Genomic DNA, 24,774 nt, shown 5'->3' on the forward strand with positions numbered 1-24,774 from the left:
ATCTCACCGGCACCGACCGGCTCATGGTTGCTTTTCAGGTTCTGTGTCAGCCCACTACTCGCCCCGCATCTGCTCGAAGATTTTCGTGATCTCCAGCGGCAGTGGAAAGAAGATGGTCGAAGAATTACGACTGCTCATGTCATTCATGGTCTGCAGATAGCGCAACTGAATGGCGGCAGGATTTTGTCCCAGCACATCGGCAGCCTCGACCAGCTTCTGCGACGCCTGCAGTTCGCCATCGGCTGCAATGACCTTGGCTCGTCTCTCACGCTCGGCCTCGGCCTGACGCGCGATGGCGCGCACCATATTCTCATCGATATCGACCTGCTTGATTTCGACATTGGCCACCTTGATACCCCAGGCCTCGGTCTGGGCATCGAGAATTTCCTGGATATCATCGTTGAGTCGATCGCGCTCGGCCAGCATCTCATCAAGATCGTGCTTGCCCAGCACCGAGCGCAACGTGGTCTGGGCGATCTGACTGGTGGCCATACCGAAATTCTCGATCTGGATGATCGCCTTTTCCGGATCAACCACCCGGAAATACACCACGGCGTTGACGCGCACCGTTACATTATCGCGCGAAATGACATCCTGACCGGGCACATCGAGCGTAATGGTACGCAGATCAACCACTTCCATCTTCTGGATGACCGGAATGATCAGCAGTAATCCCGGCCCCTTGACCTGCTGAAAGCGACCCAGAAAGAAAACCACCCCGCGCTTGTACTCGGGCAGAATACGCACCGAAGCTGCTACGAGGGCAATGATCACGATAAGAGGAATGAGATAGGCGTACATCACGAGCTCCAGGCGTGCAGCGATGAAATCAGGAATCGGCGACCTCACCGGACTCCAGCGGTACCACGGTGACGGTCAGCCCCTCGAGTGCGGTGACTCGCACGACATCACCTTCGCTGATGGGCGACGCCGAACGCGCCTGCCAGCGCTCACCGTGTAGTCGTACATGGCCCCGATACCCCGTATGGCCGTCGGCCTCGAAGCGGGTCAATGCCTCGGCATGGGCATGCAACACGGCTTCCTGACCGCCCCGGGGTTGCTGTCGTCGCAAGCGAATGGCGCGCAGGACGACCCAGCATAGAAAGGACGCCATGATCAGGGCTGCCAGCAGCAGCAATGCCAGCCCCCAGAGCGAATCACCGCCGGGTAGCCATCCGGCATCGTAAAGCAGTATTGCCCCGGCTACGAAGGCCACGAGACCCAGCGTGCCAATGATACCGATCGTAGGCGTCAGGGCTTCAATAACGATCAGCGCCAGGCCCGCCAGTAACAGGCCCGTCCCCAGACCGGGATGTCGCTCGCTCATCCCGGCACCAGCCGCCATGACCGGCAGAGTCACCAGCGCTGCGAACACGCCTGCCATGCCTGTTATGAGACGCACCATGAGATATCTGCCAGGGAACCATTGATTCTTCATCATGGTCCAGCGTAACCGGATTGGCTGATTTTTTCCTGAGGCAGGAGATTAATAAACGCACTCTACAGACTACATCAGCCGTACCACGGCCTGTTCCACGCCACGCAGCTCGGCCAGCCCGCGCAGTCGACCGATCATTGGATAGCCCGGTCGGCTGTCACGGGTCAGGTCATCGAGCAACTGATGACCGTGATCGGGACGCATCGGAATCGGCCGTCCGCCTTCGAGCGAGCGACGCTGCTCCTCACGCACCAGCTCGCCGATCACCCCGACCATATCGACGTCCCCCTCGAGATGAGGCGCTTCCATGAAGCTTTCGGCATCATCCGCGTCACGCCGGGTCGCACGCAGGTGGGAGAAATGAATGTGGGGTGCAAATTCGCGCGCCATGGTGACCAGCTCGTTGTCAGCGCGCACCCCCAGCGACCCGGTACAGAAGGTAATGCCATTGGCCGGGCTGGGAGCGGCATCAAGTACGCGGCGCAGATCAGCCGCGGTGGACACGATCCGTGGTAACCCCAGCAGTGATCGGGGTGGATCGTCGGGATGGATGGCCAGGCGCATGCCCAGCCGCTCGGCGACTGGTACCACGCGACGCAGAAAACTTGCCAGATGTTCGCGCAGTGCCATTTCACTGATGTCATGCCAGGCCGCCAGCACGTCACCGAAGCTTGCCGCCGTATAGTGCTCGGTGGCTCCCGGCAGGCCGGCAATGATGTTCTCCAGCAACTGGCGCCGAGCGGTCTCGTCCATCGCTTCAAGGCGACGCCGCGCCGAATCGATCCGCCAGGGTTCGTACTCTCGTTCAGCACCCTCGCGGTTCAGAATGAACAGCTCGAAGACAGCAAAATCGGTGCGATCGAAACGCAGAGCCGTACCACCCTCCGGCAGTGGCCAGGCCAGTGCTGTTCGGGTCCAGTCCAGCACCGGCATGAAGTTGTAGCAGACAGTATCGATACCACACGCCGCCAGGTTTTCCAGCGTTTGACACCAGGCCTTTAGATCGGATGATCGCGCATCATTGTGATCATCGCCGCGCTTGATCGCCTCACTGACCGGAATGCTCTCCACCACCGACCAGCGCAGACCGGCGGCCTCGATCATTTCGCGGCGCGCCCGGATCGCTTCGATCGGCCACGTTTCGCCCGGGGCAAACTCATGCAGGGCAGTCACGATGCCAGTGGCACCGGCCTGCCGAATATCACTTAACGCAATCGGATCCTCGGGTCCGAACCAACGCCAGGCCTGTTCCATGACTCAGCTCCTGTTGCCCTGCTCGACAGATTTTGACGCGTCAGCTTCCTGCTCGACATGGTATTGCAGTGCCGCTGCCATTCCGTAACGATCGATCCTGTCGAGCGCCTCCAATACTGCCCCGTAAAAGCGAGCATCATCCGCCAGCTCAACGGGAAAGATTTCCGTTATCCCCAGCATGGCAGTGACCAGCGATGCCAATGAGGTCGACTGTCGATGTCGCGCCTGTAGCGTAACCACCAGCGGGTCACTGGGCTCAAAGAGTTCCCCACGACCATCACGACCGGCGGTATAGCGAATCCAGGCCGCCACACCGAGCGCCACCGCAGCAATCCGTGGCCGTTCACCGGCCAGCTGGCATCGGGCACCGTGCAGCCAACGCTGTGGCAGCTTCTGAGAGCCATCCATGGCGATCTGCTGCAGTCGGTGGTGGAGGCTGTCATTGGAAAAACGCACAAGCAGGCGCTCGGCATAGGCGGCAGGATCGACCCCGACCGGCAGTGTCAGCGTGGGGGCGGCTTCATCATGCATATAGCCGTGAATCAACGCCGCCATGGCCGGATCGGCCACCGCCTCGCTGACTGTCTCGAAGCCCGCCATTACGCCCACGTAAGCGAGCAGCGAATGACTGCCATTGAGCATGCGCAGCTTCATGGTCTCGAATGGCGTAACATCCGCGACCATCTCAACTCCAAAAGCTGCCCAGTCCGGACGCCCGGCGGGAAAGTCGTCCTCGATCACCCATTGCGAGTAGACCTCACAAGTCACTGCAGCCGGATCATCAACGCCGAGTCCGGCCAGCTCGCGATGTGCCCGTTCATCCATCGCCGGCACGATGCGATCGACCATGCTCGAAGGGAAGGCAACCTCCCGGGCGATCCAATCGGCCAGATCATCACCGCGTTGTTCATCCAGTCGCTGCGCCAGCTCGATCACGGCCGCTCGTACCCGCCGACCGTTGCTCGGCATGTTGTCGCAGCTGAGCACGGCAAACGGGACGACACCGGCAGCGCGCCGCCGACGCAATCCCTCTACCAGCAATCCCGGCGCGCTGCGGGGCTGCTCGGGTGTTTCGAGATCCTCTGCAATGGTGGGATCATCAAACCTCAGACGACCGCTGGCCGGGCTCAGGCAGTAGCCCTTTTCGGTCACGGTCAGCGTCACAATCCGCGTCGAGGGTGCCTCCAATCGCTCCAGCAGAACAGACAAATCATCGGGCACCACCTCGCCGGCGCCACGTCCGGTGAACAGGGCTTCGCAAATCGCTGTAATCTCGCGCAGCGTCACATGTTCACGGTCACGATATTCCGCTACATGATAACGGCCCTGCTGCGCGCGCAAACCGGTAACCAGAGCGTGATTGGCACGCAGGTTGACACTGCAGAGCCCCCATTCACGCTGACCGGCTTCCAGACAGTGCTGTAGATAAACCGCCTGGTGGGCGCGGTGAAAGGCGCCCAGTCCCAGATGCACGATACCGATGCGCTCCGGCGCAGCTTCGGCCTCGAAATGTTCAACTTCCGGCATGACCACTGCCCCCGTTCGCTGCTTGCCGATACGTTCTTCTCATGACCGCGCAGGGTGACTTCGCATCCGCTATTGGCGGGCCGTTCGGTTCACGTCAGGACGCCGACCCCATGATCAGGTTCGGCAACCACAGTGATATCGCCGGAATGTAGGACACCAGACCCAGCACACAGAGATTGCAGACCAGAAACGGCACGATGGCGCGCGCTACTCGAGTCGTCTGCAGATTGCCGATGCCGGCAACCACAAACAGACAGACCCCGACCGGCGGCGTGGTCAGACCGATCATCAGATTAAGCACTGCCATGATGCCGAAATGCACCGGGTCCATGCCGACGCCGGTCGCCACCGCCAGCAGTGCCGGAAAGAGGATGATCAGGGCTGCGATGGTCTCCATGAAGGTGCCCACTACCAGCAGGATCAGGTTGAGGATCAGGATGACCACGAAGGGATTGTTGCTGATGCCAAGAATGCCACCGGCAATCATCTGCGGAATCTGTTCGCTGGTCAGTATCCAGCCAAACAGGTTGGCCAGCCCCACCAACAGCAGCAGTGCGCCCGAAGTCAGTACGGTCTCTACCAGCAGCCCCGGCAGGTTACGCAGCGTCAGTCCCTTGTAGATGAACATGCCCACCACCAGCGCATAGAGGCTGGCCACCACCGAGGCTTCGGTGGGCGTGAACAGCCCCCCGATAATGCCGTACAGAATGATGAAGGTCATCAGCAGGGCCCAGAAGGCGCTGCGGCCTTCACGCACCAGCGTTTTCAGTGACGCTCGCTCTTCCTTCGGATAGTTGCGGCGCACGGCGAGAATGTAGACCGTCACCATCATCGCCAGCCCGAGCAGAATGCCGGGCACGGCCCCGGCAAGAAACATCCGTCCCACCGAAATGCCGGAGAGCGAGCCAACGATGATCATCGGCACGCTGGGCGGAATAATCGGCGCCACAGTGGAAGATGCTGCCGTGACTGCCGCGGCAAAGGGCTTGTCGTAACCGGCGCGTGCCATCCCCGGAATCATCACCGAACCAATGCTGGCGGCATCTGCCACGGCGGTACCGGAAATACCACCGAAGATCATCGAGCCGCCTACATTGGCAAAGCCGAGGCCGCCCCTGATATGGCCCAGCAAAGCGTTGGAGAAGCGAATGATCTGCTCGGTGATATTGCCGGTATTCATCAGATTACCGGCCAGCACGAAACCGGGAATGCATAGCAGCACGAAGGAGTCGATGCCGCCATAGAGCTTTTGCGGCACGATGGTCAGCGGTATACCGGCGAGCATCAGATAACTCATCGATGCCAGCCCGAGCGCAAAGGCGATCGGGATACCGATCAGCAGCAGCACGCCGAATACTGCGAACAGCACCAGCACTTCCATGGCTTATGCCTCCCCGTTGGCGCGGATCGCGCCGCGCATGGCCAGCACTGCCTCAAGCAGACCAATCACGCTGTAGAACAGCACCAGCGCCAGCAGCACGGTCATCGATAGAAAAATCCAGATCATCGGGATGCCCAGCGTTGGAGAAGTCTGGAAGGCACCGATGCTGGCAAACTTCCAGGCAGGCGGCAGCGCCAGGATCGAGAATCCCCCCAGCAGGAGACAGACCAGACTCTGATAGAGCGCCTGTCCACGTCGACCCAGGCGATGATGAAACAGCTCAAGGGTCACGTGACGGCGTCGGCGCAGGATCAGTCCGGCACTCAGCGCCACCATCCAGATGAACAGATAGCGCGACAGCTCTTCGGTCCAGGCCAGCGTAATCGGGAGCATCAGTCGCGACACGATCTGCAATACCACGACCAGCACAATACCCAGCAGCGAAAGCGCCGAAAGCAGTGCAAACAGTCCATCCAGCCCGCGCATCAGGTAACCGGCCCAGCCCCCCAGCACGGGGACCTGGCCGGGATCGTTCTGCAAGGATTCAACGCTGTGTCGGGTATCCGTCATCTCGACCACTCGACCTCATCATATGACGACGGCCCGACGCGGACCGCCGTTGGCGTCGGTACAGCACTTACTGCTGCTGTTGCTGGATTTTTTCGTAGAGCTTGAGCTGCTCCCCGGAGAGCGCCTTGCGCACTGCCGGGCGCGCCTTCTCGGCAAAAGCCTGCTGGTCTACCTCGATGAACTGCATGCCATGATCCTTGAGCGTCTTCCTCAAACGCTGCTGATCCTTGACGAAAAGCTCATGCTCGTAGCTTTGCATCTGATCGGCAGCATTCATCACTACCTTCTGCAGATCCTCGGGCAGCTGATTGAACTTCTGCTGGCCGATCACTACATAGATCCAACTGCGCACGTGGTCGGTCATGTTCACGTACTTCTGCACTTCATCGAAGCTGGCACTCTCGATCAGCGACAGCGGATTCTCCTGGGCATCGATGGTGCCCTGCTGCAGCGAGGTGAAGACTTCACTGAACGCCATCGGCGTGGGTCGGGCGCCGAGTGCCTGCCAGGTCTTGACGAACAGCGGCACATTGGGCACTCGCAGCTTGAGCCCATCGAGGTCGGAGGGCTTGCGAATCGGCCGATTGGAGGTCAGCTCGCGCGGGCCGCGCTCGAACCAGGCAATCGGTAGCAACCCGGTCTTGTCGACCACCTGCTGTTTGATCTGCTCACCGATGGGGCCCTCGATGGTCTTTCTCATCTGCTCACTGGAATCGAACAGATACGGGACAGCCATCAGGGCGGCCAGCGGCGCCCAGTTCTGCAGACTCTCGCCGGTAATGGTCATATCGGCGGTGCCCAGCTGAATGGAGTTGATGACTTCCATTTCGCTGCCGAGCTGCTCGTTGGGATAAACCCTGACCGCGATGCGGCCATCGGAATTCTTCTCGACCAGCGATTTGAACTTCATCGCCGCCTTGTTCCAGACATTATCCTCGCTGGCCAGATGGCCGAACTTGAGCGTGTACTCCGGCGCCGCCTGGGCCATGCCGGCCCCCAGCAGCGTGGCAGCGGCCAGAGCGCCAACAGCCAGTTTCCTGCTCATGAATCGGGATAGGGACATGTCATGCTCCTGTTGGATTGCTGAAAACCATCGACATCAACGGGTCTGTTGGCAGCCATATCACGCCCGGCAACCTTCGCTTCGGCCTGATCCTGTACAAGCGATCACGAGTTGCTGCCCTCTTCGGATCTACCAGTGCCATAGCGTGCCGTCTTCGAGTCGGTTGACCGGCAGGCTGGCCCGGCGATAGGGAAATTTCGCAGCAAGCTGCTCATCAATATCCACCCCATGCCCGGGGACCTCGCCAGGCGTGAAATGCCCATCCTCGAAGCGATAGGCATGCGGGAAGACCGCTTCGGTCTCCTCGCTGTGCGGCATGTACTCCTGTATTCCGAAGTTGGGCACCCAGCTGTCGAAGTGCAGTGCCGCCCCCATGCAGACCGGAGAGAGATCGGTGGGACCGTGAAAACCGGTACGCACGTGATAGAGCTCGGCCAGCTGAGCGATACGACGCACATGACTGATGCCACCGGCATGGGTCAGGGTGGCGCGAATGTAGTCGATCGATTGCGATTCGATCAGCTCACGGCAGTCATGAATCGAGTTGAACACCTCTCCGACAGCCAGTGGCGTGGTAGTGTGCTGCCGGATCAGACGGAAGGCGCTCTGGTTTTCGGCCGGTACACAGTCCTCCAGCCAGAACAGATGGTAGGGCTCGGCGAGCTTGCCCAGGCGCGCCGCCTCGATCGGAGTCAGGCGGTGATGGACGTCATGCAGCAGATGCAGCCCGTCACCGAAACGCTCACGCACCGCCTCGAACAGCTTCGGCACGAAGTTGAGATATTTCGCCGTATCCCAGACATGTTCGGCCGGCAGATCGGCATCGGCCGGCTCATAGCGCTCGCCAGCCCTCTTCGCCACGCCGTAGGTCGTAGCAATTCCGGGGATGCCGCACTGCACTCGGACGGCTCGATAGCCAGCCTCGACATGGCGTTCAACCTCCTCGAGACAGCCATCGATGTCCCGCCCGGTCGCATGACCATAAACCATGATCCGATCGCGGCTCTTGCCGCCGAGCAGCTGATAGAGCGGCATGCCGGCCGCCTTGGCCTTGAGATCCCACAGCGCCATGTCGACAGCGCCAATGGCACTCATGGTGACCGGCCCGCGCCGCCAGTAGGCGCCGCGATAGAGAAACTGCCAGATGTCCTCGATGTTGTGCGCATCACGTCCGATCAGCGCCGGCACCACGTGCTCCTCGAGATAGGCCACCACCGCCTGTTCACGGCCGTTGAGAGTGGCATCGCCGATACCGTACAACCCCTGGTCGGTTTCGAGCTTCAGAGTCACCAGATTGCGCCCGGGGCAGCAGACGATGATCCGAGCGTGAGTAATGCGCATGGCAGTATCCATCGTGTTCGGGTTGGCGAGTGTTGCCAATGAACCACGACATAATTGGCATACCAAATAGACATTGGTCTACCAGGGCTTTATTCGAGTTGTTATTTCCACTCCTTCGCAGACTCATGATATGGCAGTATCATGTCTCATATGGGAAGTAGCGCAGGAGATGGTGAATTGGTATACCAGGCGAGGACCCTGTCATGACACGCCAGTATCAGCGCATCGGTCGGATGATCGAGGCGGAGATCGAAACCGGCACGCTGGCGCCCGGCGATCGACTGCCAACCGAGCGCGACTATGCCGAGCGCTTCGGCGTGAGTCGCACCGTGGTGCGCGAAGCTTTTATCATGCTGGAGCTGGCCGGACAGGTCAGTGTGCGCAAGGGATCGGGCACCTATGTATGCGCCCGGGAGGAAGCACGCTATACCGGAGTAACCACATCACCGGTCGATGCCTTGCCGGAGGCCGATATCGGCCCCTTCGAACTGCTCAATGCACGCCAGGTGGTGGAAAGCGCCATTGCTGCCAGCGCAGCCCTGCTGATTCCCAAATCGGATCTGCGTCATCTTCAACAGCTGCTCGATGACGAGCGTCGCGCGCTCGATGAGCATCACAGCCGGAAGCTACCGCATGCCGACGCCGATGCGGCCGATCGCGCCTTTCATCTGGGGATCGCCGAAGCCAGTCAGAATACATTGCTGCACGAGATGGCGACCCAGCTCTGGGATCAGCGTCATCGCAGCGCCATGTGGCAGCAACTGCACAGCCATATCCTCGATTTTTCCTATCGGGAGAACTGGCTGGCCGACCATGACGTCATTCTGGCCCGGCTGCGCAAGCGTGACGGTGATGGCGCCCATCAGGCCATGTGGCAGCATCTGGAGAACGTCAAGACGACACTGATGACGCTTTCCGATACGGATGACCCTCGCTTCGATGGGTATCTGTTCAATTCGCACTGACAGCTTGTCAGGGCATTCGGTCAGCGTTCCGAGGCTGACCCACGGCTATGACATGGCCGGCATGTAACGGGGATCGATAATCGCACCCCGGTGCTGAATGACCGTTGCCGCCAGCCGATGCCCCTGGCGCGCGGCATCGGTGCTGCTGCCTCCCTGCAGGCGACAGGCCAGGTAGCCGGCGCTGAAGGCATCGCCAGCAGCCGTGGTATCCACTACCTGCTCGACCACTTCACCGGCGATCTCCTCGCGCCCCTGCGGCGTTACAACAATACAGCTTTGTGCGCCTCGCTTGATAACCACCTCATCGAGGCCGATCCCGGTATAGTACGCCAGCAGTTCTTCGACGCTGTCGATACCATACAGGGCCTGATCATCCTCGAAGGTTGCCAGCACCAGATCAACGTGTTCGAGCAGCGCCCGGTAGTGTCGTTGCGCCGTCGCTGTATCCGCCCAAAGTCGCGGACGATAGTTATTATCGAACACCACCCGAGCGCCATGTAGCCGTGCGCGAGCGAGCGCTTCCAGCAAACGTTCGCGACCGCTCTCGGTCAGAATGGCCAGCGTGATGCCGCTAAGATAGAGGGTATTGAAGTTCGCCAGCTGCGCCAGGCGGTGTTCGCCCTCGGCCTCGTCATCGAACATGAACCGTGCTGCCGCCTCGCTGCGCCAGTAGTTAAAATGGCGCTCCCCCGCTGCATCAGTTTCAATGACATAAAGCCCGGGCAGGCGGTTTTCCAGCCGGGCTGTCAGCGCATGGCCGATGCCTTCCCGCGCCCAGCAGGCCAGCATGGCCTCACTGAAGGTATCGTCACCGACCGCTGACACATACTCTATCTGCAGGGTTTGCTGATCGCAGAGGCGCGCCAGGTATACCGCCGTATTGAAGGTATCGCCTGCAAACCCCTGCCGAAATGTTTCCTCTCGACGACCGTGAAGCTCGATCATGCACTCGCCGATCAGCGCCATGGATTGATTCACTGCGTACTCCTGCAATTTCCGAAGCGTCCCGTGAACGCTACCCTTCACTCATGAGCATGATGATGAACAGACAAGGAGCCTGTCATCTCATGCATTCCTGACACACTCGCCACAAGGAGCGCCCATGGCCTCTGATTTCTGTCTGATTTTCGACTGCGATGGCACCCTGGTAGACAGCGAACCACTACTGGCCAGCGCGCTGGAGCACTCGCTGACCAAAGCAGGCCTTCCCTTCGAGGCACGCCGCTACATGGAAGAGTTCCGCGGCGTCCAGTTCGCCAGAATTCTGGCGGCAATGGAACAGGAGCATGGCATGCAACTCTCCGATGAGCACCGGGAGAGTACCGAAAATACCATGCGCATCCGACTGGAAGATCACATGCGCGCCTCGCTGGAGCCGATCGAAGGGGTGGAGACCACGCTGGCAACACTCGATCAGCCCTGTTGTGTGGCCTCCAATGGGCCATTACGCAAGATCCGGCTTTCGATGGAAACCAGCGGGCTCGGGCGATTTTTCGGCGACCGGCTTTTTTCCGCCTATGAAATCGGCACCTGGAAGCCTGATCCCGGTCTTTACCGGCATGCCGGAGAAGTCATGGGCTTCAACCCCGAACGCTGTGTGGTCATCGATGACGCGCCCGTAGGCGTGGAAGCCGGCATGGCCGCCGGTATGCATGTGGTCCACCTCAACCGCTTCAGTGACCGGGAATCGACACCAGAGGGCGCCTGGCCCATCGAACGCTTCGATCAGTTACCCGAGGTCATCGCACGCCTGCAACGCCGGCTCGATTCCACGGTCCAATAGCATTGGCGCGATAGCTTCCGCCTGTTCCCGGAAAAAGGAGATTCTGTCATGGCATCCGAAGAGCAGCGTCTGATCGATGATCTTTTCAATCGGCTGAAAAAGGCCGAGGAGAACACGGGCGAGCGAGATGATGAAGCCGAGCAGCGTATTCAGTCGCATGTGCAAAAGCAGCCTGCAGCGCCCTACTACATGGCACAGACCATTCTGATGCAGGAAGCCGCGCTCAAGCGGCTTCAGGCACGGGTGGAACGACTGGAGCACGAAGCCCGCGAACAGCGCTCCAGCGGAGGCTTTCTGGCCGGACTGTTTGGTGTCAGGGATGAACCGGCAGCTCATTCATCACAGCGCCGCAACGACACCTCACAGCAGACACCAGGCTGGGGCTCACGCGCCGAGCCCGGCCAGGGTCAGCGCGGCTTTGCCCAGGGCATGAGCGGTCGAGGCGGCGGATTTCTCGGTGGTGCCCTGCAGACAGCCGCCGGGGTAGCCGGTGGGGTCATGCTGGGCAATCTGATGATGGACATGTTCGGTCATCATCAGCCCGAAGAGATGGTCAATGTTATCGAGGATCCGAACGCTGGCGAGGCCAGCGCTGCCGGCGACGATATCGATGCGGGTAGCGCAGGGGCACCGATGGACGACGGCCTTGCCGGTGGCCCGGACGACAACACCGGGTTCGAAGATACCGATTTCGGTGGTATGCCGGGCTTCGACGACGATGGCTTCGACGAACTCTGAGTGTTCTGATCGCGTGCTACCCATGAAGGCCCTGCCGTCGTTCGGGGTAGCGCTTCCGCGCTCGGAGCGGGGTGGACAACTCGGGGTTCACCCCGTAACATATGCGCCGCTCGGAGAGGTGGTCGAGTGGTCGAAGGCACCGGTCTCGAAAACCGGAGCGGGTTCACGCCCGCCGAGGGTTCGAATCCCTCCCTCTCCGCCACTGTATTAAAGAGAAGAAAACCGGCTTTAATAAGCCGGTTTTTTAATGTGTGACACATACCGGCGATATACCTGTCAGCACAGCTTGTCGGTCCCCTGGCCGCACGCCCGATCATTGACAGGAGAGGCAGATCTGCCGGATATGCCGATCATCCGTCCCACAGCAGCCTCCGAACACGTTGAGGTGCGGGAAACGTGCTAGCAGGCGGCCATACTCGGCACCAAGCGTTTCAGGATCTCCTGCATCGAGCGCTACCGCCTCATCCAGTTCGGCATGACTCTTCTTCGAAGCATTGCAGCGCAATCCACGCAGTCGCTGTATCCATGGCTCATTCGTCAGCACCTCCGCAAAGTGGCTCGGATGAGCGCAGTTGATCATGTAATAGGCAGGTACGCTGCCGGTCTCATTGTCGACTTGTTTAATCGCCTCGGCCAGCGTCTCGCCAGTCGGCAGATGGCCGTCGGTTTCAACGGTGAACGATATCACTACCGGCACGTCCTCGGCCTCGGCGGCGCGCGTGATACCTACTGCCTCCGTTACACTGGTCATGGTAATGGCAGTTATCATGTCAACATCCGCGCCAACCAGGACCCGTAGTTGATCAGCATGATACGTCCGGGCTTCGTCGGCAGTCATGACCCGGCCAGGATCATAGCCATCTCCCCGGGGACCGATACAGCCGCTGATCACACAAGGCGTGGCCGAGGTCTCACGCGCCTTGCGCAGCTCGTGAAGCAGCTCGATTGCCCGGCGATTCGCCATATCCAATTCGGTGCTCGAGTAGCCCAGCGCCCTGCCCCAGTCCGGGCTCGATCGCCAGGTTGCACTTTCGAAGATAAACCCGGTGCCGAACTCTCGAGCAATGTCGACGTGTCGCCGGAAGTAGTCGCGCAGCACTTCAGTACCCGCTGCATCCTTCAGCAGATGAAATGCAGCAAAACAGGGCAGCTCCAGCCCCTCCTGAAAGATCAGAGTGGTCTCGAGGCCTGAATCAGTCAGAAACAGTCCGCCGTCAAGTTGTGGCAGATGATATCTGTATTTCGCCATGACATCGCTCCTCCCGGAAGTGATGAAAGCGCCTGGAAGCACCAGTGGTAGCGGGGTATCCTGCAGGGTGACACCTTAAGCGTCTTTCACTTCATAAGGCGTGAGGATGAACCTCACGATGTGAGGTGCTGGTGATGAATTCCAAAGCCTCTGAACCACACATGGCACCGGTGGTCGCCATCCTGCTATTCGAGCAGGGCGGGACGCCGCCCGGCCACACCGCCCTCGCCCGCGCCGTCGGCGAACGCCTGGTCTACGAACTGGAGCGTTCCGGCATAGTCGAACTGGTGCTAACGCCTGATCAACCTCCATCTCGGCTGGCAGTACTCCCGCATAACACCGACTACCTTCTGATCGCTCGCCTGCGAATCAAGTCCGATCTACCGCACATCGCACTGACACTGATCTCGGGGGCCGATACGGCGCCGTTATGGCACGAAGCCCTTAACGATACGATTCAGTCGCCCTTCAATGCTGCCAACGATGCAGTACCACGGCTTGCAACTACCCTGGCTGCCATCATTCGAAGCGATTTCCATCGCCGCCTTCGCTCCGGTGTATCAACTACTGACCTGGCTATGCGATATATGCCCCTGTCTGGCCCCCGCCTTCCCGTTCGACTTCGGGGTCGACCAAACGAAGCACAGCATGCGCAGCTCATCAGGGAAGCGAACAGCTGGTGGGCCGAATTTTCCGGGGTCCTGGCTCCGCTCTCCCACCTGAAAGGACTGGAGGATATTGCGCGTCTGCTGGCGCGGCCGGGAGAACCCCTGCACTGCCTTGAGCTGACTGGTCGAATCGAGACCACGCCCGGCGCTGCCATACTGGATGAGCGCAGTCGTTGTGAAATCGGATGCCGCCGGCTTGCGCTTCAGACAGCGCTGGCCGAAGCGGAGGGCATGAACGACCTGGGCCGTGCCCATGCGCTACGCAGCGAACTGGATCAACTGAGCGAAGAGCTCTCAAAGGCGCTGGGGCTCGATGGTCGCAAGCGGCGACTGGGAGATGCTGCAGAGCGGGCGCGTTCCACCGTGACATGGAGGATTCGTCATGCCATTCGCCGAACAACGACGGTGCATCCGGCGCTTGGCAGACATCTGGCGAATTCGGTACGCACTGGACTGTTCTGTAGCTATCTGCCGGAACGGGAAATCCAGTGGCGGATCCGGGACCTCCCATAAGCGGGTTGCCACCTGACAGCTGATCGGCGAATGCCACCCGAACATCCCACCTTCGGCAGGCACCACCACAGTGCTCGCCTTTATCGCTCGGGGAAATTTCGGCTGTAGCACTGGATTGTCACTACAATGTGACTATACTTGTCCACTCGGTAAGTCAGTAAGCAGGCGGTGATACTCATGACGGACTTTCTCTGGCGAATGGCCCCCTCCCTGCTGCTGCTGGCGCTCTCGATGCTCGCCCTGCTGGGTATGAGAATCGGGGATCGACGCAGACAGCAGCAACGCGACAAGTAACTGCCTCATCTGCCGGTGCGGTATCCGGCAGGGAAAAGGTACCAGGGGCCTTCGGGCCCCTTTTTCATGTCACACCAGCTTTTCCAGCCGCTCGTTCATGATACTGATTTCCGTTTCCAGCTCGAGCAGTTCGCGATTGCGTTCTGCCAGCAGGTCACTGTGCTCCCGAGTATCATCCTGCCCTGCCAACTCGGAAATCTCGCTACGGATACGCATGGCATCCCGATTCACGGTAGCAATGGCCTGTTCCAGTGCCTGCCGGCGCTGAATAACAATTTCGCTGGCAATTTCACGGAACACCGGGTCCTCATCACCATGGCGATGGAAAGAAGCCATCAGTTGCCAGGCAATATCCAGATAATGCGCGTCATAATCGCTCAGATCTCGAGCTCGCCATTGATAGGCATGACTGTTGTAGAGAGCGAGGGTCAGATCGCGTAGCGATTCCACGGCGGGGTCGTGTTCGTTAAGCAGGAACGTCCTGTGCTGCTCGAAGGGATTCATCGCTGTGTTCCATGTTGGCGGGGGGCCAATTAAACATATTTTCACGCCGCGTTACATCACTGGATAGCCTGCCAGCGTCCATTTTGTTCAAAACCCACTCATGAAGTGATGTCCAGTCACGCTCGCAGAAGTATTGGCGCGGGGGATTACTGATGGTCCGGAAGCACGAGGTCACAATAATCCTGCCCACTGAGCTCTCGAAAGTCTGTTGAGCCATCCAATTCGGATGTGTACTTTCAAAATGATCGATCAGGGTTCCATGCCCCATCTGGGGCTGGATGAAAAGGGAACATGGTGAGGTGTTTCGACGAACGACCAAGACCATGACTGCCCCCGCAACTGTAAGCGAGTAGTGCGCTTCAGCATGCCACTGGCACCGTGCCGGGAAGGCGAAGCCATAACAACCGCGAGTCAGGAGACCTGCCCTGATCGGCCGCGCCACTTCGGCGAATCGTCAACCTGTCCTGCACGGTGGGTGCAGTGAGGATAATCCCATGCATATTGAACCGGGCGTTGTTACAGGCGCCAAAATCCTGCTCAGTTATGGTACGGCTGTCGGGGCGCTGGGTCTGACCAGCAGAATGGCTCTGGAGACGCTGCGCCATGATGGGGGTGCAGTCGCCTTGCTGGGGCGCAGTGTCATTACCACCCTGCTGGTCTTCTGCTTCTTCCAGATATTGCCCCATCAGCCCGTAGGGGTGTCCGAAGTGCACCTTATTCTGGGCTCGACACTGTTTCTGATGTTCGGTGCCGGTCCTGCGGCCATTGGGCTGGCACTCGGCCTGCTGCTTCAGGGACTGCTTTTTGCACCGTTTGATCTGCCCCAGTACGGCATGAACGTTACTACCCTGCTGGTTCCGCTCTGGGGGCTCAGATTACTGGCCGCGCGTCTCATTCCTGCGCATACCCGCTATGTGGATGTCACCTATCGTCAGGCGCTGGCACTCTCGAGCGCCTACCAGGGGGGCATTGTAGCCTGGGTTACCTTCTGGGCACTTTATGGCGAGGGCTTCACCGCCGAGACGCTGGTTGGCGTAGGTACCTTCGGGATGGCCTACATGTCGGTCATTCTGCTTGAGCCATTGATCGATCTGGGTGTGCTGGCCGGTGCCAAAAGTCTTTCACATGTCACACACCATCCACTGTTCACTCGTCGGCTGCGTCAGGCGGCGCTCTGAATCGCGTACCCCATACGCTGATCCCTGGGGGCGGCTCGCCAGGGCCGCCCTTGTTCATTCGGCCAGGCCTCCGGGGGATCGGTTACATTTCGACCCATGGGGCGTTGACCCGTTGATGGAAACTGCCACTCTGGAGCTGACAGGAGAGATGCCACACCCCGGACAGGAGGAAGCAATGAGCGAACTGGCCCATCAGCAGTGCATCGCCTGTCGCCGCGATGCGCCCCGAGTGAGTGTGGAAGAGATCAATGAACTCAAACCGGCCATTCCCGAATGGCAACTGGTGGAGAGACATGGTATCCAGCAGCTGGAGCGGCTTTATACCTTCAGTGATTTTCGTCAGGCACTCGAATTCACCTGCCGGGTTGGCGAGCTGGCCGAGCAGGCCGGACATCATCCGGCGCTGCTGACCGAATGGGGCCGAGTTACGGTCACGTGGTGGACTCACAAGATTCACGGTCTACACCGCAACGATTTCATCATGGCGGCGCGAACCGACGAACTGATCGAGCGGTAAGTACCTGTTGTGTCACATATCGACCACGCCTCAGGGCGTGGCCGTCCCGGGCGCCTCGCTGGCATCGCTGCGCTGCGGCTGGACCGGTTGAAGAATCGGCTCACGAGGCGCATGCAGCGGTGAACCATTACAATCGAGTGCTCTCAGGGCACCGCTTTCGAGCAGCTGGAAGGAGAGACAGGGCGCTCCGGAGGTATCCGGGTCCAGCCGAAAGATCGTGGCCTTCGGATCCGTCAGACTCCCCTTTTCAATTGTCCAGTCGCCGGTACGACTGGTCTTCGGCCCATCCTGTTGGCCGTTGAGGCTCTGCTGATCGATCACATAGCCGGCAGGCAGCCCCGTAACGCCAGAGCGCATCAGAATCAGCCGGGTTTCCAGGCCCTGACAATCCACACAGGGGAGCACACCCTGCCAGGCATCCGACATCGTCAGCGACACCGGCGCCTCCTTGACCTGCTGATCGGGGGAGTGTGTCGTGCCGGCACATCCTCCGAGCCCTAGTGCAATACACAACCCACCAAGGGCAATCGCGCGCCTGGATGACTTCATGATGCTCTCCTTGCAATGATGATATGAATGGCGAATCGTCAATTCGTGTAAAGGCGCAACCAGTGCGCAGCATCCGCCAGCATTTCCCGACCCCGATCAAGCACGCCATCCATGCAGATGCAGGCGTGAATGGTGCCGGGGTAGCACTTCTGCGTCACCATGACGCCGTGCCGGGCCAGGCGCCATCCATACACCTCTCCTTCATCGCGCAGCAGATCGTGTTCGGCAGTAGCCAGAAAGGCCGGTGGCAGACCCGCAGGATCGGCCGTATAGAAGGGAGAGAGACGCACATCGTACAAGTCATGTCCTGCGGCATAGGCCTCCATATACCAGCGCATACCGGCCAGCGTCAGACCGTAACCTTCGGCATGCTGCCTTCGGGAGGGCGAATCCGGCGCGACATCACCCCGGGTACAGGGATAGATCAGCAACTGACCGGCCAGGGCCAGCTCGGCGCGATCCCGCATCTGCTGCGTCATGACTGCAGCCAGACTGCCGCCGGCACTGTCGCCACCCACGATAATTCGTTCAGGATCGATATCGAAACCGTCGGCATCGTGATACAGCGCTGTCAGCACACTCATGCAATCCTCCAGCGCCGCCGGGAAGGGGTGCTCCGGCGCACGTCGATAATCGACTGCCACCACCTGCACGCGCCCGGCATCCGCCAGATGGCGACAGACCACATCATGGGTATCAAGATCACCGGTCACGAAGCCGCCACCGTGACAATAGATCAGTAGCGGCGATGGTGTGTCGATATCCTCTGGTCTGTACCATCGCACTCCGACCCCGGCGATCGTACGATCCTCAACCCGGGCCATCTCTCGGCCCGTGCCAGCAAAGACCCTGGTCCGCTCATGCTGCAGTGCACGCAGTTGTTCAACGGATGGCTGCAGTGGCAGATGCGCTCCCATTCGAGCCATGTGCTCCAGTACCCGACGTGCCTGAATATCCAGCGACATGCCCTTTTCCTGGTTGCATATCCGACAGTTACCGACCGTTCGTGATTCGGCCGCCCTGCCCCCAGGATAGACGAGCCGACAGGGAAAGACACCCGCCAGTCTGATACGGCGAAACCATCATGGCTGGTGCTGATCTACTAAACTGCCCACTTTGATCCCGAACGGCAGTGTCATCATGCAATGGTATCCCCTGAAGCTCTCTACTCCTCTGGCGCGCCAATGTTTTGGCGGCGAGCGGCTGCGCACCCGACTGGGCAAGGCGATTGATACTCAAAAGCGAGTGGCCGAAGCCTGGGAGGTCAGTGATGTCGAAGGCGCCAGCGCCCGGATTGAAAATGGTGAACTGGCGGGGCTGTCGCTCCACGATGTGTTCGAACAGCATAAAGAGGCATTGATGGGTCCACACTGGCAGGGACCGCCTCACTTCCCGCTGCTCTACAAGTTCATTGACGGTACCGGCATGTTACCGGTGCATGTACATGCCGATGACGACACCGCGCGCCGTCAGGGCATCTGGCATCATGGCAAGACCGAAGCCTGGCATATCCTCTGGTGTGAACCTGGCGCCACCCTGCTGCTGGGTGTGAAAGCCGGCGTGACTCATGAACGGTTGCGGGAAGCGCTGTTGGCACAGGACTACGATACCGTCATGCACCGCTACTCGCTTCGTCCTGGTGATACCTTTTATGTCCCGGCCGGCACCCTGCACTCCTTCGGCCCGGGCGTGGTGCTGGGAGAAATCCAGCAGACAGCCGACATCCTCGAGCAGGCGATGCCATGGGAGATGGCCGATGGAGCCCCTCTTTCGCAGGAACAGTGGGAGGCCAATATCGAGGCCACACTCGGTCAGCTCAATCTCGACCAGCAGAGTCAACCGCACCCGGGGCTGGTCATTCATGACGGTGAGCATATCGAGCGCCGGTTCTGCTGCGCCGGTCCATGGTTCGCCATGGAGCGTATCGTATTCACCCGGGGTTATCGCCGTTCATTCGATCGGGCAGTGCTGCTCAGCAACCCGGATGCGCCGATCACCGTGCGCTGGGCCAACGGAGAGACGCAATTGCCACGCGCCGAAAGCCTGCTGCTCCCGGCAGCCCTCGGGGAGATCGAACTGGTCGGCAAGGGCGATGTCCTGATGCATTATGAACCCGACCTGGAACACGACGTTGTCGCGCCACTCATGGCTGCCGGTTACAGCCAGCATGAGATCGAACAGTTGGGTGATATCGGGGTCCGCTGATACCGGCAAAGCGACTGATGTCTCTGGGGCCATGCGCTACCGTCGAGTCAGCCTGCCAATAGCGTAAAGCGCTCGGCAGGGCACTCGGCGAGCGCATTCAGTGCCGGCCGGGCAAAGAAATACCCCTGTTGGCGCGTGACGCCATGATCACGCAACCAGCGCGCCTCCTCGACCACTTCAATGCCCTCGGCGATCAGGCCGATACCCAGTTCACCGGCCAGTGCAATGGTGTTGCGCACCAGCGCCTGGCGCCGCGAATCACGATGGATGCCACGAATCAGCTGAAGATCGAGTTTGAGGGTGTCCGGCGTCAATTCGACCAGCAGATCGAGATTGGCATGACCGCTGCCAAAATCATCCAGCGACGTATGAAAGCCCATCTCCCGATAGGCCTCGACGATATGGCGGAGATGACCGCGATCACGAATACGTTCCGTCTCGGTGATCTCGAAGTTGAGCCGATCAACATGCCAGTTCAGTCGGTTGGCGGTGTCCAGAGTATTCCGGATACAGGCCGTCGGCTCATAAACCGCATTGGGCAGGAAGTTGATCGACAGGTTGACCGACATTCCAAGATCGCTGGCAAGCTCGATGGCACGTACCCGGCAGGCCTGATCGAAGCGGTAGAGCAGTCGATCATCCACCCGGGACAGAATGCTCAATGCCGACTCCCCACGGGGGCCACGCACCAGTGCCTCGTGCGTGACAATACGTTTTTCCTGCACATCCACGATGGGTTGAAAAGCCATGGTAAAGGCAAAGGGTAATTCGGTATCACATCGCTTACAGTGACCGGCGACCCGGGCACAATTGGCCATTGCGTCCACTCCAGTACAGATCCCTTGATCCGGTATGGACCAATATACCGGCACAGCGCCGGCGTCTATCTTCGAATTAACGGCTAACTGCCCTCAAACGTTAGGTCAAACAGCCCTGCCCTCACCGTTCGTGCGTCTTCCATGACAAGGAGAAAAGTCATGTCCCTGCGCTGCGCCATTCTCGATGACTATCAGCGAACTGCCCGCTCCCGGGCCAACTGGCAGGCGCTCGAAGATCGCATCGATATCACGGTTTTCAGCGATCATCTGGCACAGGACAGCGCCGTCATCGCGCGACTGAGGCCCTTCGACATTCTGGTTATCATGCGTGAGCGGACCCCCCTCACTGCCGAGCGGCTGGCAGGACTGCCGAATCTACGGCTGATCGTGACTTCAGGGATGCGCAATGCCGGGATCGATCTCGTGGCCGCTCGCCAACTCGGCATCACGGTCTGTGGCACCGGGGGCGACAGTCGCCCGCCGACCGAGCTGAGCTGGGCCCTGATCCTCGGCCTGGCACGCCATCTGACCACCGAACACACCGCCATGCGCACCAACGGGCCCTGGCAACAAACGGTCGGCATGACCCTCGCCGGACGTACCCTCGGACTGGTAGGGCTGGGCAATATCGGCGCTCGCATGGCGCGCATCGCACAGGCCTTCGAGATGCCTGTCATGGCCTGGAGCGAACATCTCACCCGGGAGCGCTGCCATGAATTCAATGTCACGCTCGCTTCATCGCTGAGTGAACTGCTCGAACGCAGCGATATCGTCTCGCTCCATCTCAAACTGAGTGATCGCACCCGCGGTCTGCTCGGTTCCGACGAGATCGCCCGAATGAAACCTTCGGCGTTGCTGATCAACACTTCGCGCGCCGCAATCGTCGATCAGCAGGCGATGATTCGAGCACTGGAGCACGGCACCATTGCCGGCGCCGGGCTGGATGTGTTCGAGCAGGAGCCACTGCCTGACGATCATATCCTGCGGAGGCTATCCAATGTTCTGACCACCCCTCATCTTGGCTATGTCGCTGATACCAACTACACCACCTACTTTCGTGAAGCGGTCGAGGATATAGAAGCCTTTCTGGCCGGTACGCCGATTCGCGAACTCGCCTGATGCCATGGCATCCATCGGGCGATGGCGTCACAATGAGTCCGATGAGTTTTATCGCAAGCGAGGCAAGCATGGCATTTCAGGTCTATGTGGATGGACAGGAAGGCACCACCGGTCTCAGGCTGATCGACTATCTGACCGGTCGCGATGATATCGAACTGCTGCGCATCGACAGTGAGCGCCGTCGCGACCGCGACGAACGAGCCCGCTTGCTCAACAATGCCGATATCGCCTTTCTCTGTCTGCCGGATGATGCCTCGCGCGAGGCCGCAAGCCTGGTCGAGAACCCCGACACCTGCATCATTGATGCCAGTACCGCCTTTCGCACGGACCCGGAGTGGGTCTATGGTCTGCCGGAGCTGGTTCCCGAGCAGCGCGAACGTCTTCGCACCGGCAAGCGCATTGCCAATGTCGGCTGCCACGCCAGCGCCTTTATCATGCTGGTGCGTCCGCTGGTCGACGCCGGCATACTGCCACCGGATTATCCGCTTTCGGCCTTTTCACTGACCGGCTACAGCGGTGGTGGCAAGCGCATGATCGCCGAATACGAATCAGGCGGCAGCAGCGAGCAGCTCGCCGCACCTCGCCCCTATGCCCTGAATCTGGCACACAAGCATCTGCCGGAGATGCGGCTTCACGGGGGCCTGACGCGCGATCCGGTCTTCAACCCGGTGGTCGGCCCTTTCCTGAAAGGACTCGCTGTCACCATCCCGCTGCATGTCGCCGAGTTGGCCCCAGGCACGAATGCCACCACGCTCCACGCCATCTACCGCGACCGTTACGGCGACGAACCGTTCATGCGTGTCATGGCGCTGGATGACGATGAGCACAACCTCGATCGCGGCTTCTTCGACGTCCAGGGGTGTAACGATACCAATCGGGCTGATCTGTTTGTCTTCGGCGGTGCCGAACGGCTCAATCTCACCCTGCGCATGGATAACCTTGGCAAGGGCGCTGCTGGCGCTGCCGTGCAGAACATGAACATCCATCTCGGCCTTGACGAGACGACCGGCCTGACCCGCACCACGACCTGACCATCCGGCCATTGCCGCCCTGCGTCCCCGCCGGGCGGCACCGATTTCCTCGTCATCTGCGCAAAGTGCATTACGCTGTGGTCAGAAGCGGTGAAAACACCGATATTCATTGCGACCACAAGGCGAGCGTCATGGCACAGGATGAAACCCGGGATTACGCATCCGCTCCGGCGGCCGACAACACCACCATGTTTTTGTTCGGCGCCAGCGGCGATCTGGCCAAGCGGCTGCTGATTCCCTCCCTGTACAACCTCGATCGGGAAGGATTGCTCGACCCGAACATGGAAATCGTCGGCGTTGATATCAGCGAAGGCGACGATGACAGTTTTCGTGACAGTCTGACCGACTTTATTGCCGAAAAGGCGGCCGACAAACATGCCGAGGGCGGCGGCAATGGACTGGACGAGACGCATTGGCGCGAGTTCTCGCAACGGTTGCACTACATGCAGGGTGATTTCACCGAGGACGAGACCTTCCAGCGGATCGAGGAGTACATCGGACAGCGTGAGGGCAAGAACGCGCTGTTCTATCTGGCCACGGCCCCCCGCTTCTTTGCTGAAATCGCGGAAAATCTGGGGCAGGCCGGATTGCTGAAGGAGAGCAGTGATAGCTATCGGCGGGTCGTGGTCGAGAAGCCCTTCGGTCGTGATCTGGAATCGGCTCGCGAGCTCAATGCCCGTCTGCTCTCCGTGATGCAGGAAGAGCAGATCTATCGTATTGATCATTTTCTGGGCAAGGAGACCGTCCAGAACATCTTGGTGGCTCGCTTCGCCAACGTGCTGTTCGAACCCTTCTGGAACAATCACTATATCGATCATATCCAGATCACGGCCGCCGAGACAGTCGGTGTCGAACAGCGGGCTGCCTTCTATGACAAGAACGGCGCCCTGCGCGACATGGTGCCCAATCATCTCTTCCAACTGCTGGCCATGGTCGCCATCGAGCCCCCGGCCTCCTTCAGTGCCGACGCCCTGCGCAGCGAAAAGGCCAAGGTGCTGGGCGCTATCCGACCGTGGTCAAAGGAGGATGCCCGGGACAATTCGGTACGCGGTCAATACCGGGCCGGCAATATCAAGGGTGAATCGGTTCCCGGCTACCGTGAAGAGCCCGGTGTGGACGAGAACAGCAATACCGAAACCTATGCCGGCATGAAAGTCATGGTCGACAACTGGCGCTGGGTCGGTGTGCCCTTCTATCTGCGTACCGGCAAGCGCATGAGCGCCCGTGATACCGAAATCACCATCTGCTTCAAGCCGGCGCCTTACGCCCAGTTCCGCAACACTGACAATACCAATGTCGATCAGCTCGGCTCCAATTACCTGGTGATCCAGATCCAGCCCAACGAAGGGCTCTGGTTCGACTTCCAGGCCAAGCGCCCCGGGCCGACACTGGATATGGATACCATCAAGATGGGCTTCGCCTACAAGGACTTCTACGACCTGCCGGCGACAACCGGCTATGAAACGCTGGTCTATGACTGTCTGACCGGCGACCAGATGCTGTTTCAGCGGGTCGACACCATCGAGAACGGCTGGCGTGCCGTACAGCCTTTCCTGGATGCCTGGGAAGAGGATGACAGCGTTGACGGCTACGCAGCCGGCGAGGATGGCCCCGAAAGTGCCCACGAGATGCTCCGGCGCGACGGCCGTGAATGGCACAAGGTTGGTGAAGTCACCGGCCCCGGCAAGGCGCCGATCCCCGGTGGACAGCGACGCAAGTGAATTTCTCGCCAGGAGAGCCGAATTGAGCGAAGTGCACCACTGCCAGTCTCTGGAAGAGGTACGCCAGCATATCAACCGTATCGACCATGAGATCGTCGCCCTGATCGCCGAGCGCGGCCAGTATGTCGATCAGGCAGCCGGCTTCAAGCGCGATGAGCAGGAAGTAAAAGCGCCTCAGCGCGTTGAGCATGTCATCGCAAGGGTGCGCACCATAGCTGGAGAACAGCAGGCTGACCCCGAAGTGGTTGAGAAGGTTTATCGAGCCATGATCTCGGCCTTCATTGAGGCCGAGATGCGTACCCACCAGGGCCACAACGACTGATTGCTTTCGTGATCAGGCAGAAAAAC

25 protein-coding genes, 1 tRNA gene and 1 riboswitch are annotated in these 24,774 nt (G+C 59.9%); of the genes, 12 read left to right on the forward strand and 14 right to left on the reverse strand.

Annotated elements, in window-relative coordinates; translation table 11 throughout:
• Window positions 1–54: 54 nt before the first annotated feature.
• The 8 genes from FY550_RS12580 to manD form a co-directional block, all read right to left on the reverse strand.
• Entirely contained in the window at window positions 55–801 is a 747-nt protein-coding gene (locus tag FY550_RS12580) for a slipin family protein (protein ID WP_407657369.1), read from the reverse strand.
• 28 nt (window positions 802–829) lie between these two features.
• Window positions 830–1,405, reverse strand: a complete 576-nt coding sequence (locus FY550_RS12585) for an NfeD family protein (protein WP_168169321.1) — start codon at window positions 1,403–1,405, stop codon at window positions 830–832.
• Window positions 1,406–1,507: 102 nt separating this feature from the next.
• A complete protein-coding gene (gene uxuA, locus FY550_RS12590; RefSeq protein ID WP_149054561.1) occupies window positions 1,508–2,692 on the reverse strand; it encodes a mannonate dehydratase in 1,185 nt (394 codons plus the stop codon).
• 3 nt (window positions 2,693–2,695) lie between these two features.
• Window positions 2,696–4,219 carry a mannitol dehydrogenase family protein gene (locus tag FY550_RS12595; RefSeq protein ID WP_070978605.1) on the reverse strand — a complete coding sequence of 508 codons (1,524 nt, stop codon included), beginning with the start codon at window positions 4,217–4,219 and terminating at the stop codon, window positions 2,696–2,698.
• 94 nt (window positions 4,220–4,313) lie between these two features.
• On the reverse strand, window positions 4,314–5,600 hold the full coding sequence (locus FY550_RS12600; RefSeq protein ID WP_149054562.1) for a TRAP transporter large permease: 1,287 nt from the start codon (window positions 5,598–5,600) through the stop codon (window positions 4,314–4,316).
• A gap of 3 nt (window positions 5,601–5,603) precedes the next feature.
• Window positions 5,604–6,170 carry a TRAP transporter small permease gene (locus tag FY550_RS12605; RefSeq protein ID WP_149054563.1) on the reverse strand — a complete coding sequence of 189 codons (567 nt, stop codon included), beginning with the start codon at window positions 6,168–6,170 and terminating at the stop codon, window positions 5,604–5,606.
• 67 nt (window positions 6,171–6,237) lie between these two features.
• A complete protein-coding gene (locus FY550_RS12610; protein WP_070978839.1) occupies window positions 6,238–7,215 on the reverse strand; it encodes a TRAP transporter substrate-binding protein in 978 nt (325 codons plus the stop codon).
• A 147-nt stretch (window positions 7,216–7,362) separates the two neighbouring features.
• The gene (gene manD, locus FY550_RS12615; RefSeq protein ID WP_149054564.1) at window positions 7,363–8,574 is read right to left on the reverse strand and encodes a D-mannonate dehydratase ManD; all 1,212 of its coding nucleotides are present in this window, start codon (window positions 8,572–8,574) and stop codon (window positions 7,363–7,365) included.
• Between the two features lie 203 nt (window positions 8,575–8,777).
• On the opposite strand from manD, the gene FY550_RS12620 reads away from it, so the two are divergent.
• Window positions 8,778–9,539: an FCD domain-containing protein gene (locus FY550_RS12620; protein WP_070978603.1), complete on the forward strand. Its 762-nt coding sequence runs from the start codon at window positions 8,778–8,780 to the stop codon at window positions 9,537–9,539.
• Between the two features lie 45 nt (window positions 9,540–9,584).
• Here FY550_RS12620 and kdgK read toward each other — a convergent pair whose 3' ends face one another.
• Window positions 9,585–10,517, reverse strand: a complete 933-nt coding sequence (kdgK, locus tag FY550_RS12625) for a 2-dehydro-3-deoxygluconokinase (protein ID WP_199287808.1) — start codon at window positions 10,515–10,517, stop codon at window positions 9,585–9,587.
• Between the two features lie 124 nt (window positions 10,518–10,641).
• Here kdgK and FY550_RS12630 point away from each other — a divergent pair, with 124 nt between their 5' ends.
• The 3 genes from FY550_RS12630 (at window position 10,642) to FY550_RS12640 (ending at window position 12,262) form a co-directional block, all read left to right on the forward strand.
• Window positions 10,642–11,322, forward strand: a complete 681-nt coding sequence (locus FY550_RS12630; protein WP_070978600.1) for an HAD-IA family hydrolase — start codon at window positions 10,642–10,644, stop codon at window positions 11,320–11,322.
• Between the two features lie 48 nt (window positions 11,323–11,370).
• Window positions 11,371–12,060: a DUF2076 domain-containing protein gene (locus tag FY550_RS12635; protein WP_070978597.1), complete on the forward strand. Its 690-nt coding sequence runs from the start codon at window positions 11,371–11,373 to the stop codon at window positions 12,058–12,060.
• A gap of 112 nt (window positions 12,061–12,172) precedes the next feature.
• Window positions 12,173–12,262, forward strand: a tRNA-Ser gene (locus tag FY550_RS12640).
• Window positions 12,263–12,373: 111 nt separating this feature from the next.
• Here the strand turns inward: FY550_RS12640 and FY550_RS12645 are convergent.
• Complete coding sequence (locus tag FY550_RS12645) at window positions 12,374–13,309, reverse strand: homocysteine S-methyltransferase family protein (RefSeq protein ID WP_070978595.1); 936 nt, start codon at window positions 13,307–13,309, stop codon at window positions 12,374–12,376.
• Between the two features lie 134 nt (window positions 13,310–13,443).
• Between FY550_RS12645 and FY550_RS12650 the strand changes: the two genes are divergently transcribed.
• Window positions 13,444–14,490, forward strand: a complete 1,047-nt coding sequence (locus tag FY550_RS12650; protein ID WP_139148698.1) for a hypothetical protein — start codon at window positions 13,444–13,446, stop codon at window positions 14,488–14,490.
• Window positions 14,491–14,853: 363 nt separating this feature from the next.
• Here the strand turns inward: FY550_RS12650 and FY550_RS12655 are convergent, their stop codons facing one another.
• Complete coding sequence (locus tag FY550_RS12655; protein WP_070978588.1) at window positions 14,854–15,288, reverse strand: hypothetical protein; 435 nt, start codon at window positions 15,286–15,288, stop codon at window positions 14,854–14,856.
• Window positions 15,289–15,523: 235 nt separating this feature from the next.
• Window positions 15,524–15,730: riboswitch (cobalamin riboswitch) on the forward strand.
• Window positions 15,731–15,782: 52 nt separating this feature from the next.
• On the opposite strand from FY550_RS12655, the gene FY550_RS12660 reads away from it, so the two are divergent.
• Together FY550_RS12660 and FY550_RS12665 are read left to right on the forward strand one after the other, a co-directional pair.
• Window positions 15,783–16,466: an energy-coupling factor ABC transporter permease gene (locus FY550_RS12660; RefSeq protein WP_149054565.1), complete on the forward strand. Its 684-nt coding sequence runs from the start codon at window positions 15,783–15,785 to the stop codon at window positions 16,464–16,466.
• A gap of 175 nt (window positions 16,467–16,641) precedes the next feature.
• Window positions 16,642–16,983, forward strand: coding sequence for a 4a-hydroxytetrahydrobiopterin dehydratase (locus FY550_RS12665; protein ID WP_070978586.1), 342 nt, complete (start codon window positions 16,642–16,644; stop codon window positions 16,981–16,983).
• A gap of 30 nt (window positions 16,984–17,013) precedes the next feature.
• Here FY550_RS12665 and FY550_RS12670 read toward each other — a convergent pair whose 3' ends face one another.
• On the reverse strand, window positions 17,014–17,532 hold the full coding sequence (locus tag FY550_RS12670) for a copper resistance protein NlpE N-terminal domain-containing protein (RefSeq protein ID WP_070978584.1): 519 nt from the start codon (window positions 17,530–17,532) through the stop codon (window positions 17,014–17,016).
• Between the two features lie 38 nt (window positions 17,533–17,570).
• Complete coding sequence (locus FY550_RS12675; protein ID WP_070978581.1) at window positions 17,571–18,497, reverse strand: alpha/beta hydrolase; 927 nt, start codon at window positions 18,495–18,497, stop codon at window positions 17,571–17,573.
• Window positions 18,498–18,672: 175 nt separating this feature from the next.
• Between FY550_RS12675 and FY550_RS12680 the strand changes: the two genes are divergently transcribed.
• Window positions 18,673–19,737, forward strand: a complete 1,065-nt coding sequence (locus tag FY550_RS12680; RefSeq protein ID WP_149054566.1) for a type I phosphomannose isomerase catalytic subunit — start codon at window positions 18,673–18,675, stop codon at window positions 19,735–19,737.
• A gap of 47 nt (window positions 19,738–19,784) precedes the next feature.
• On the opposite strand, the gene FY550_RS12685 is transcribed toward FY550_RS12680, so the two are convergent.
• Window positions 19,785–20,555: an EAL domain-containing protein gene (locus FY550_RS12685; protein ID WP_149054567.1), complete on the reverse strand. Its 771-nt coding sequence runs from the start codon at window positions 20,553–20,555 to the stop codon at window positions 19,785–19,787.
• Between the two features lie 159 nt (window positions 20,556–20,714).
• On the opposite strand from FY550_RS12685, the gene FY550_RS12690 reads away from it, so the two are divergent.
• The 4 genes from FY550_RS12690 to FY550_RS12705 all read left to right on the forward strand — a co-directional run bounded on the left by FY550_RS12690 (window position 20,715) and on the right by FY550_RS12705 (window position 24,748).
• Window positions 20,715–21,674 carry a D-2-hydroxyacid dehydrogenase family protein gene (locus FY550_RS12690; RefSeq protein WP_070978571.1) on the forward strand — a complete coding sequence of 320 codons (960 nt, stop codon included), beginning with the start codon at window positions 20,715–20,717 and terminating at the stop codon, window positions 21,672–21,674.
• A gap of 68 nt (window positions 21,675–21,742) precedes the next feature.
• Window positions 21,743–22,705, forward strand: coding sequence for an N-acetyl-gamma-glutamyl-phosphate reductase (gene argC / locus FY550_RS12695; RefSeq protein WP_070978835.1), 963 nt, complete (start codon window positions 21,743–21,745; stop codon window positions 22,703–22,705).
• A 131-nt stretch (window positions 22,706–22,836) separates the two neighbouring features.
• Window positions 22,837–24,426 carry a glucose-6-phosphate dehydrogenase gene (gene zwf / locus FY550_RS12700; RefSeq protein ID WP_070978567.1) on the forward strand — a complete coding sequence of 530 codons (1,590 nt, stop codon included), beginning with the start codon at window positions 22,837–22,839 and terminating at the stop codon, window positions 24,424–24,426.
• A 31-nt stretch (window positions 24,427–24,457) separates the two neighbouring features.
• Window positions 24,458–24,748, forward strand: coding sequence for a chorismate mutase (locus FY550_RS12705; RefSeq protein WP_233350328.1), 291 nt, complete (start codon window positions 24,458–24,460; stop codon window positions 24,746–24,748).
• Window positions 24,749–24,774 lie beyond the last annotated feature (26 nt).

It is taken from the genome of Kushneria phosphatilytica, assembly GCF_008247605.1.
In the GTDB taxonomy this organism is placed as follows: Bacteria; Pseudomonadota; Gammaproteobacteria; order Pseudomonadales; family Halomonadaceae; genus Kushneria; species Kushneria phosphatilytica.

Excerpts from the sequence above, each read along its gene's own strand:
- FY550_RS12580 (WP_407657369.1), bottom strand. The coding sequence starts at position 801 with ATGTACGCCTATCTCATTCCTCTTATCGTGATCATTGCCCTCGTAGCA.
- FY550_RS12585 (WP_168169321.1), bottom strand. The coding sequence starts at position 1,405 with ATGGTGCGTCTCATAACAGGCATGGCAGGCGTGTTCGCAGCGCTGGTG.
- uxuA (WP_149054561.1), bottom strand. The coding sequence starts at position 2,692 with ATGGAACAGGCCTGGCGTTGGTTCGGACCCGAGGATCCGATTGCGTTA.
- FY550_RS12595 (WP_070978605.1), bottom strand. The coding sequence starts at position 4,219 with ATGCCGGAAGTTGAACATTTCGAGGCCGAAGCTGCGCCGGAGCGCATC.
- FY550_RS12600 (WP_149054562.1), bottom strand. The coding sequence starts at position 5,600 with ATGGAAGTGCTGGTGCTGTTCGCAGTATTCGGCGTGCTGCTGCTGATC.
- FY550_RS12605 (WP_149054563.1), bottom strand. The coding sequence starts at position 6,170 with ATGACGGATACCCGACACAGCGTTGAATCCTTGCAGAACGATCCCGGC.
- FY550_RS12610 (WP_070978839.1), bottom strand. The coding sequence starts at position 7,215 with ATGAGCAGGAAACTGGCTGTTGGCGCTCTGGCCGCTGCCACGCTGCTG.
- manD (WP_149054564.1), bottom strand. The coding sequence starts at position 8,574 with ATGCGCATTACTCACGCTCGGATCATCGTCTGCTGCCCCGGGCGCAAT.
- FY550_RS12620 (WP_070978603.1), top strand. The coding sequence starts at position 8,778 with ATGACACGCCAGTATCAGCGCATCGGTCGGATGATCGAGGCGGAGATC.
- FY550_RS12630 (WP_070978600.1), top strand. The coding sequence starts at position 10,642 with ATGGCCTCTGATTTCTGTCTGATTTTCGACTGCGATGGCACCCTGGTA.
- FY550_RS12635 (WP_070978597.1), top strand. The coding sequence starts at position 11,371 with ATGGCATCCGAAGAGCAGCGTCTGATCGATGATCTTTTCAATCGGCTG.
- FY550_RS12645 (WP_070978595.1), bottom strand. The coding sequence starts at position 13,309 with ATGGCGAAATACAGATATCATCTGCCACAACTTGACGGCGGACTGTTT.
- FY550_RS12650 (WP_139148698.1), top strand. The coding sequence starts at position 13,444 with ATGAATTCCAAAGCCTCTGAACCACACATGGCACCGGTGGTCGCCATC.
- FY550_RS12655 (WP_070978588.1), bottom strand. The coding sequence starts at position 15,288 with ATGAATCCCTTCGAGCAGCACAGGACGTTCCTGCTTAACGAACACGAC.
- FY550_RS12660 (WP_149054565.1), top strand. The coding sequence starts at position 15,783 with ATGCATATTGAACCGGGCGTTGTTACAGGCGCCAAAATCCTGCTCAGT.
- FY550_RS12665 (WP_070978586.1), top strand. The coding sequence starts at position 16,642 with ATGAGCGAACTGGCCCATCAGCAGTGCATCGCCTGTCGCCGCGATGCG.
- FY550_RS12670 (WP_070978584.1), bottom strand. The coding sequence starts at position 17,532 with ATGAAGTCATCCAGGCGCGCGATTGCCCTTGGTGGGTTGTGTATTGCA.
- FY550_RS12675 (WP_070978581.1), bottom strand. The coding sequence starts at position 18,497 with ATGTCGCTGGATATTCAGGCACGTCGGGTACTGGAGCACATGGCTCGA.
- FY550_RS12680 (WP_149054566.1), top strand. The coding sequence starts at position 18,673 with ATGCAATGGTATCCCCTGAAGCTCTCTACTCCTCTGGCGCGCCAATGT.
- FY550_RS12685 (WP_149054567.1), bottom strand. The coding sequence starts at position 20,555 with ATGGCCAATTGTGCCCGGGTCGCCGGTCACTGTAAGCGATGTGATACC.
- FY550_RS12690 (WP_070978571.1), top strand. The coding sequence starts at position 20,715 with ATGTCCCTGCGCTGCGCCATTCTCGATGACTATCAGCGAACTGCCCGC.
- argC (WP_070978835.1), top strand. The coding sequence starts at position 21,743 with ATGGCATTTCAGGTCTATGTGGATGGACAGGAAGGCACCACCGGTCTC.
- zwf (WP_070978567.1), top strand. The coding sequence starts at position 22,837 with ATGGCACAGGATGAAACCCGGGATTACGCATCCGCTCCGGCGGCCGAC.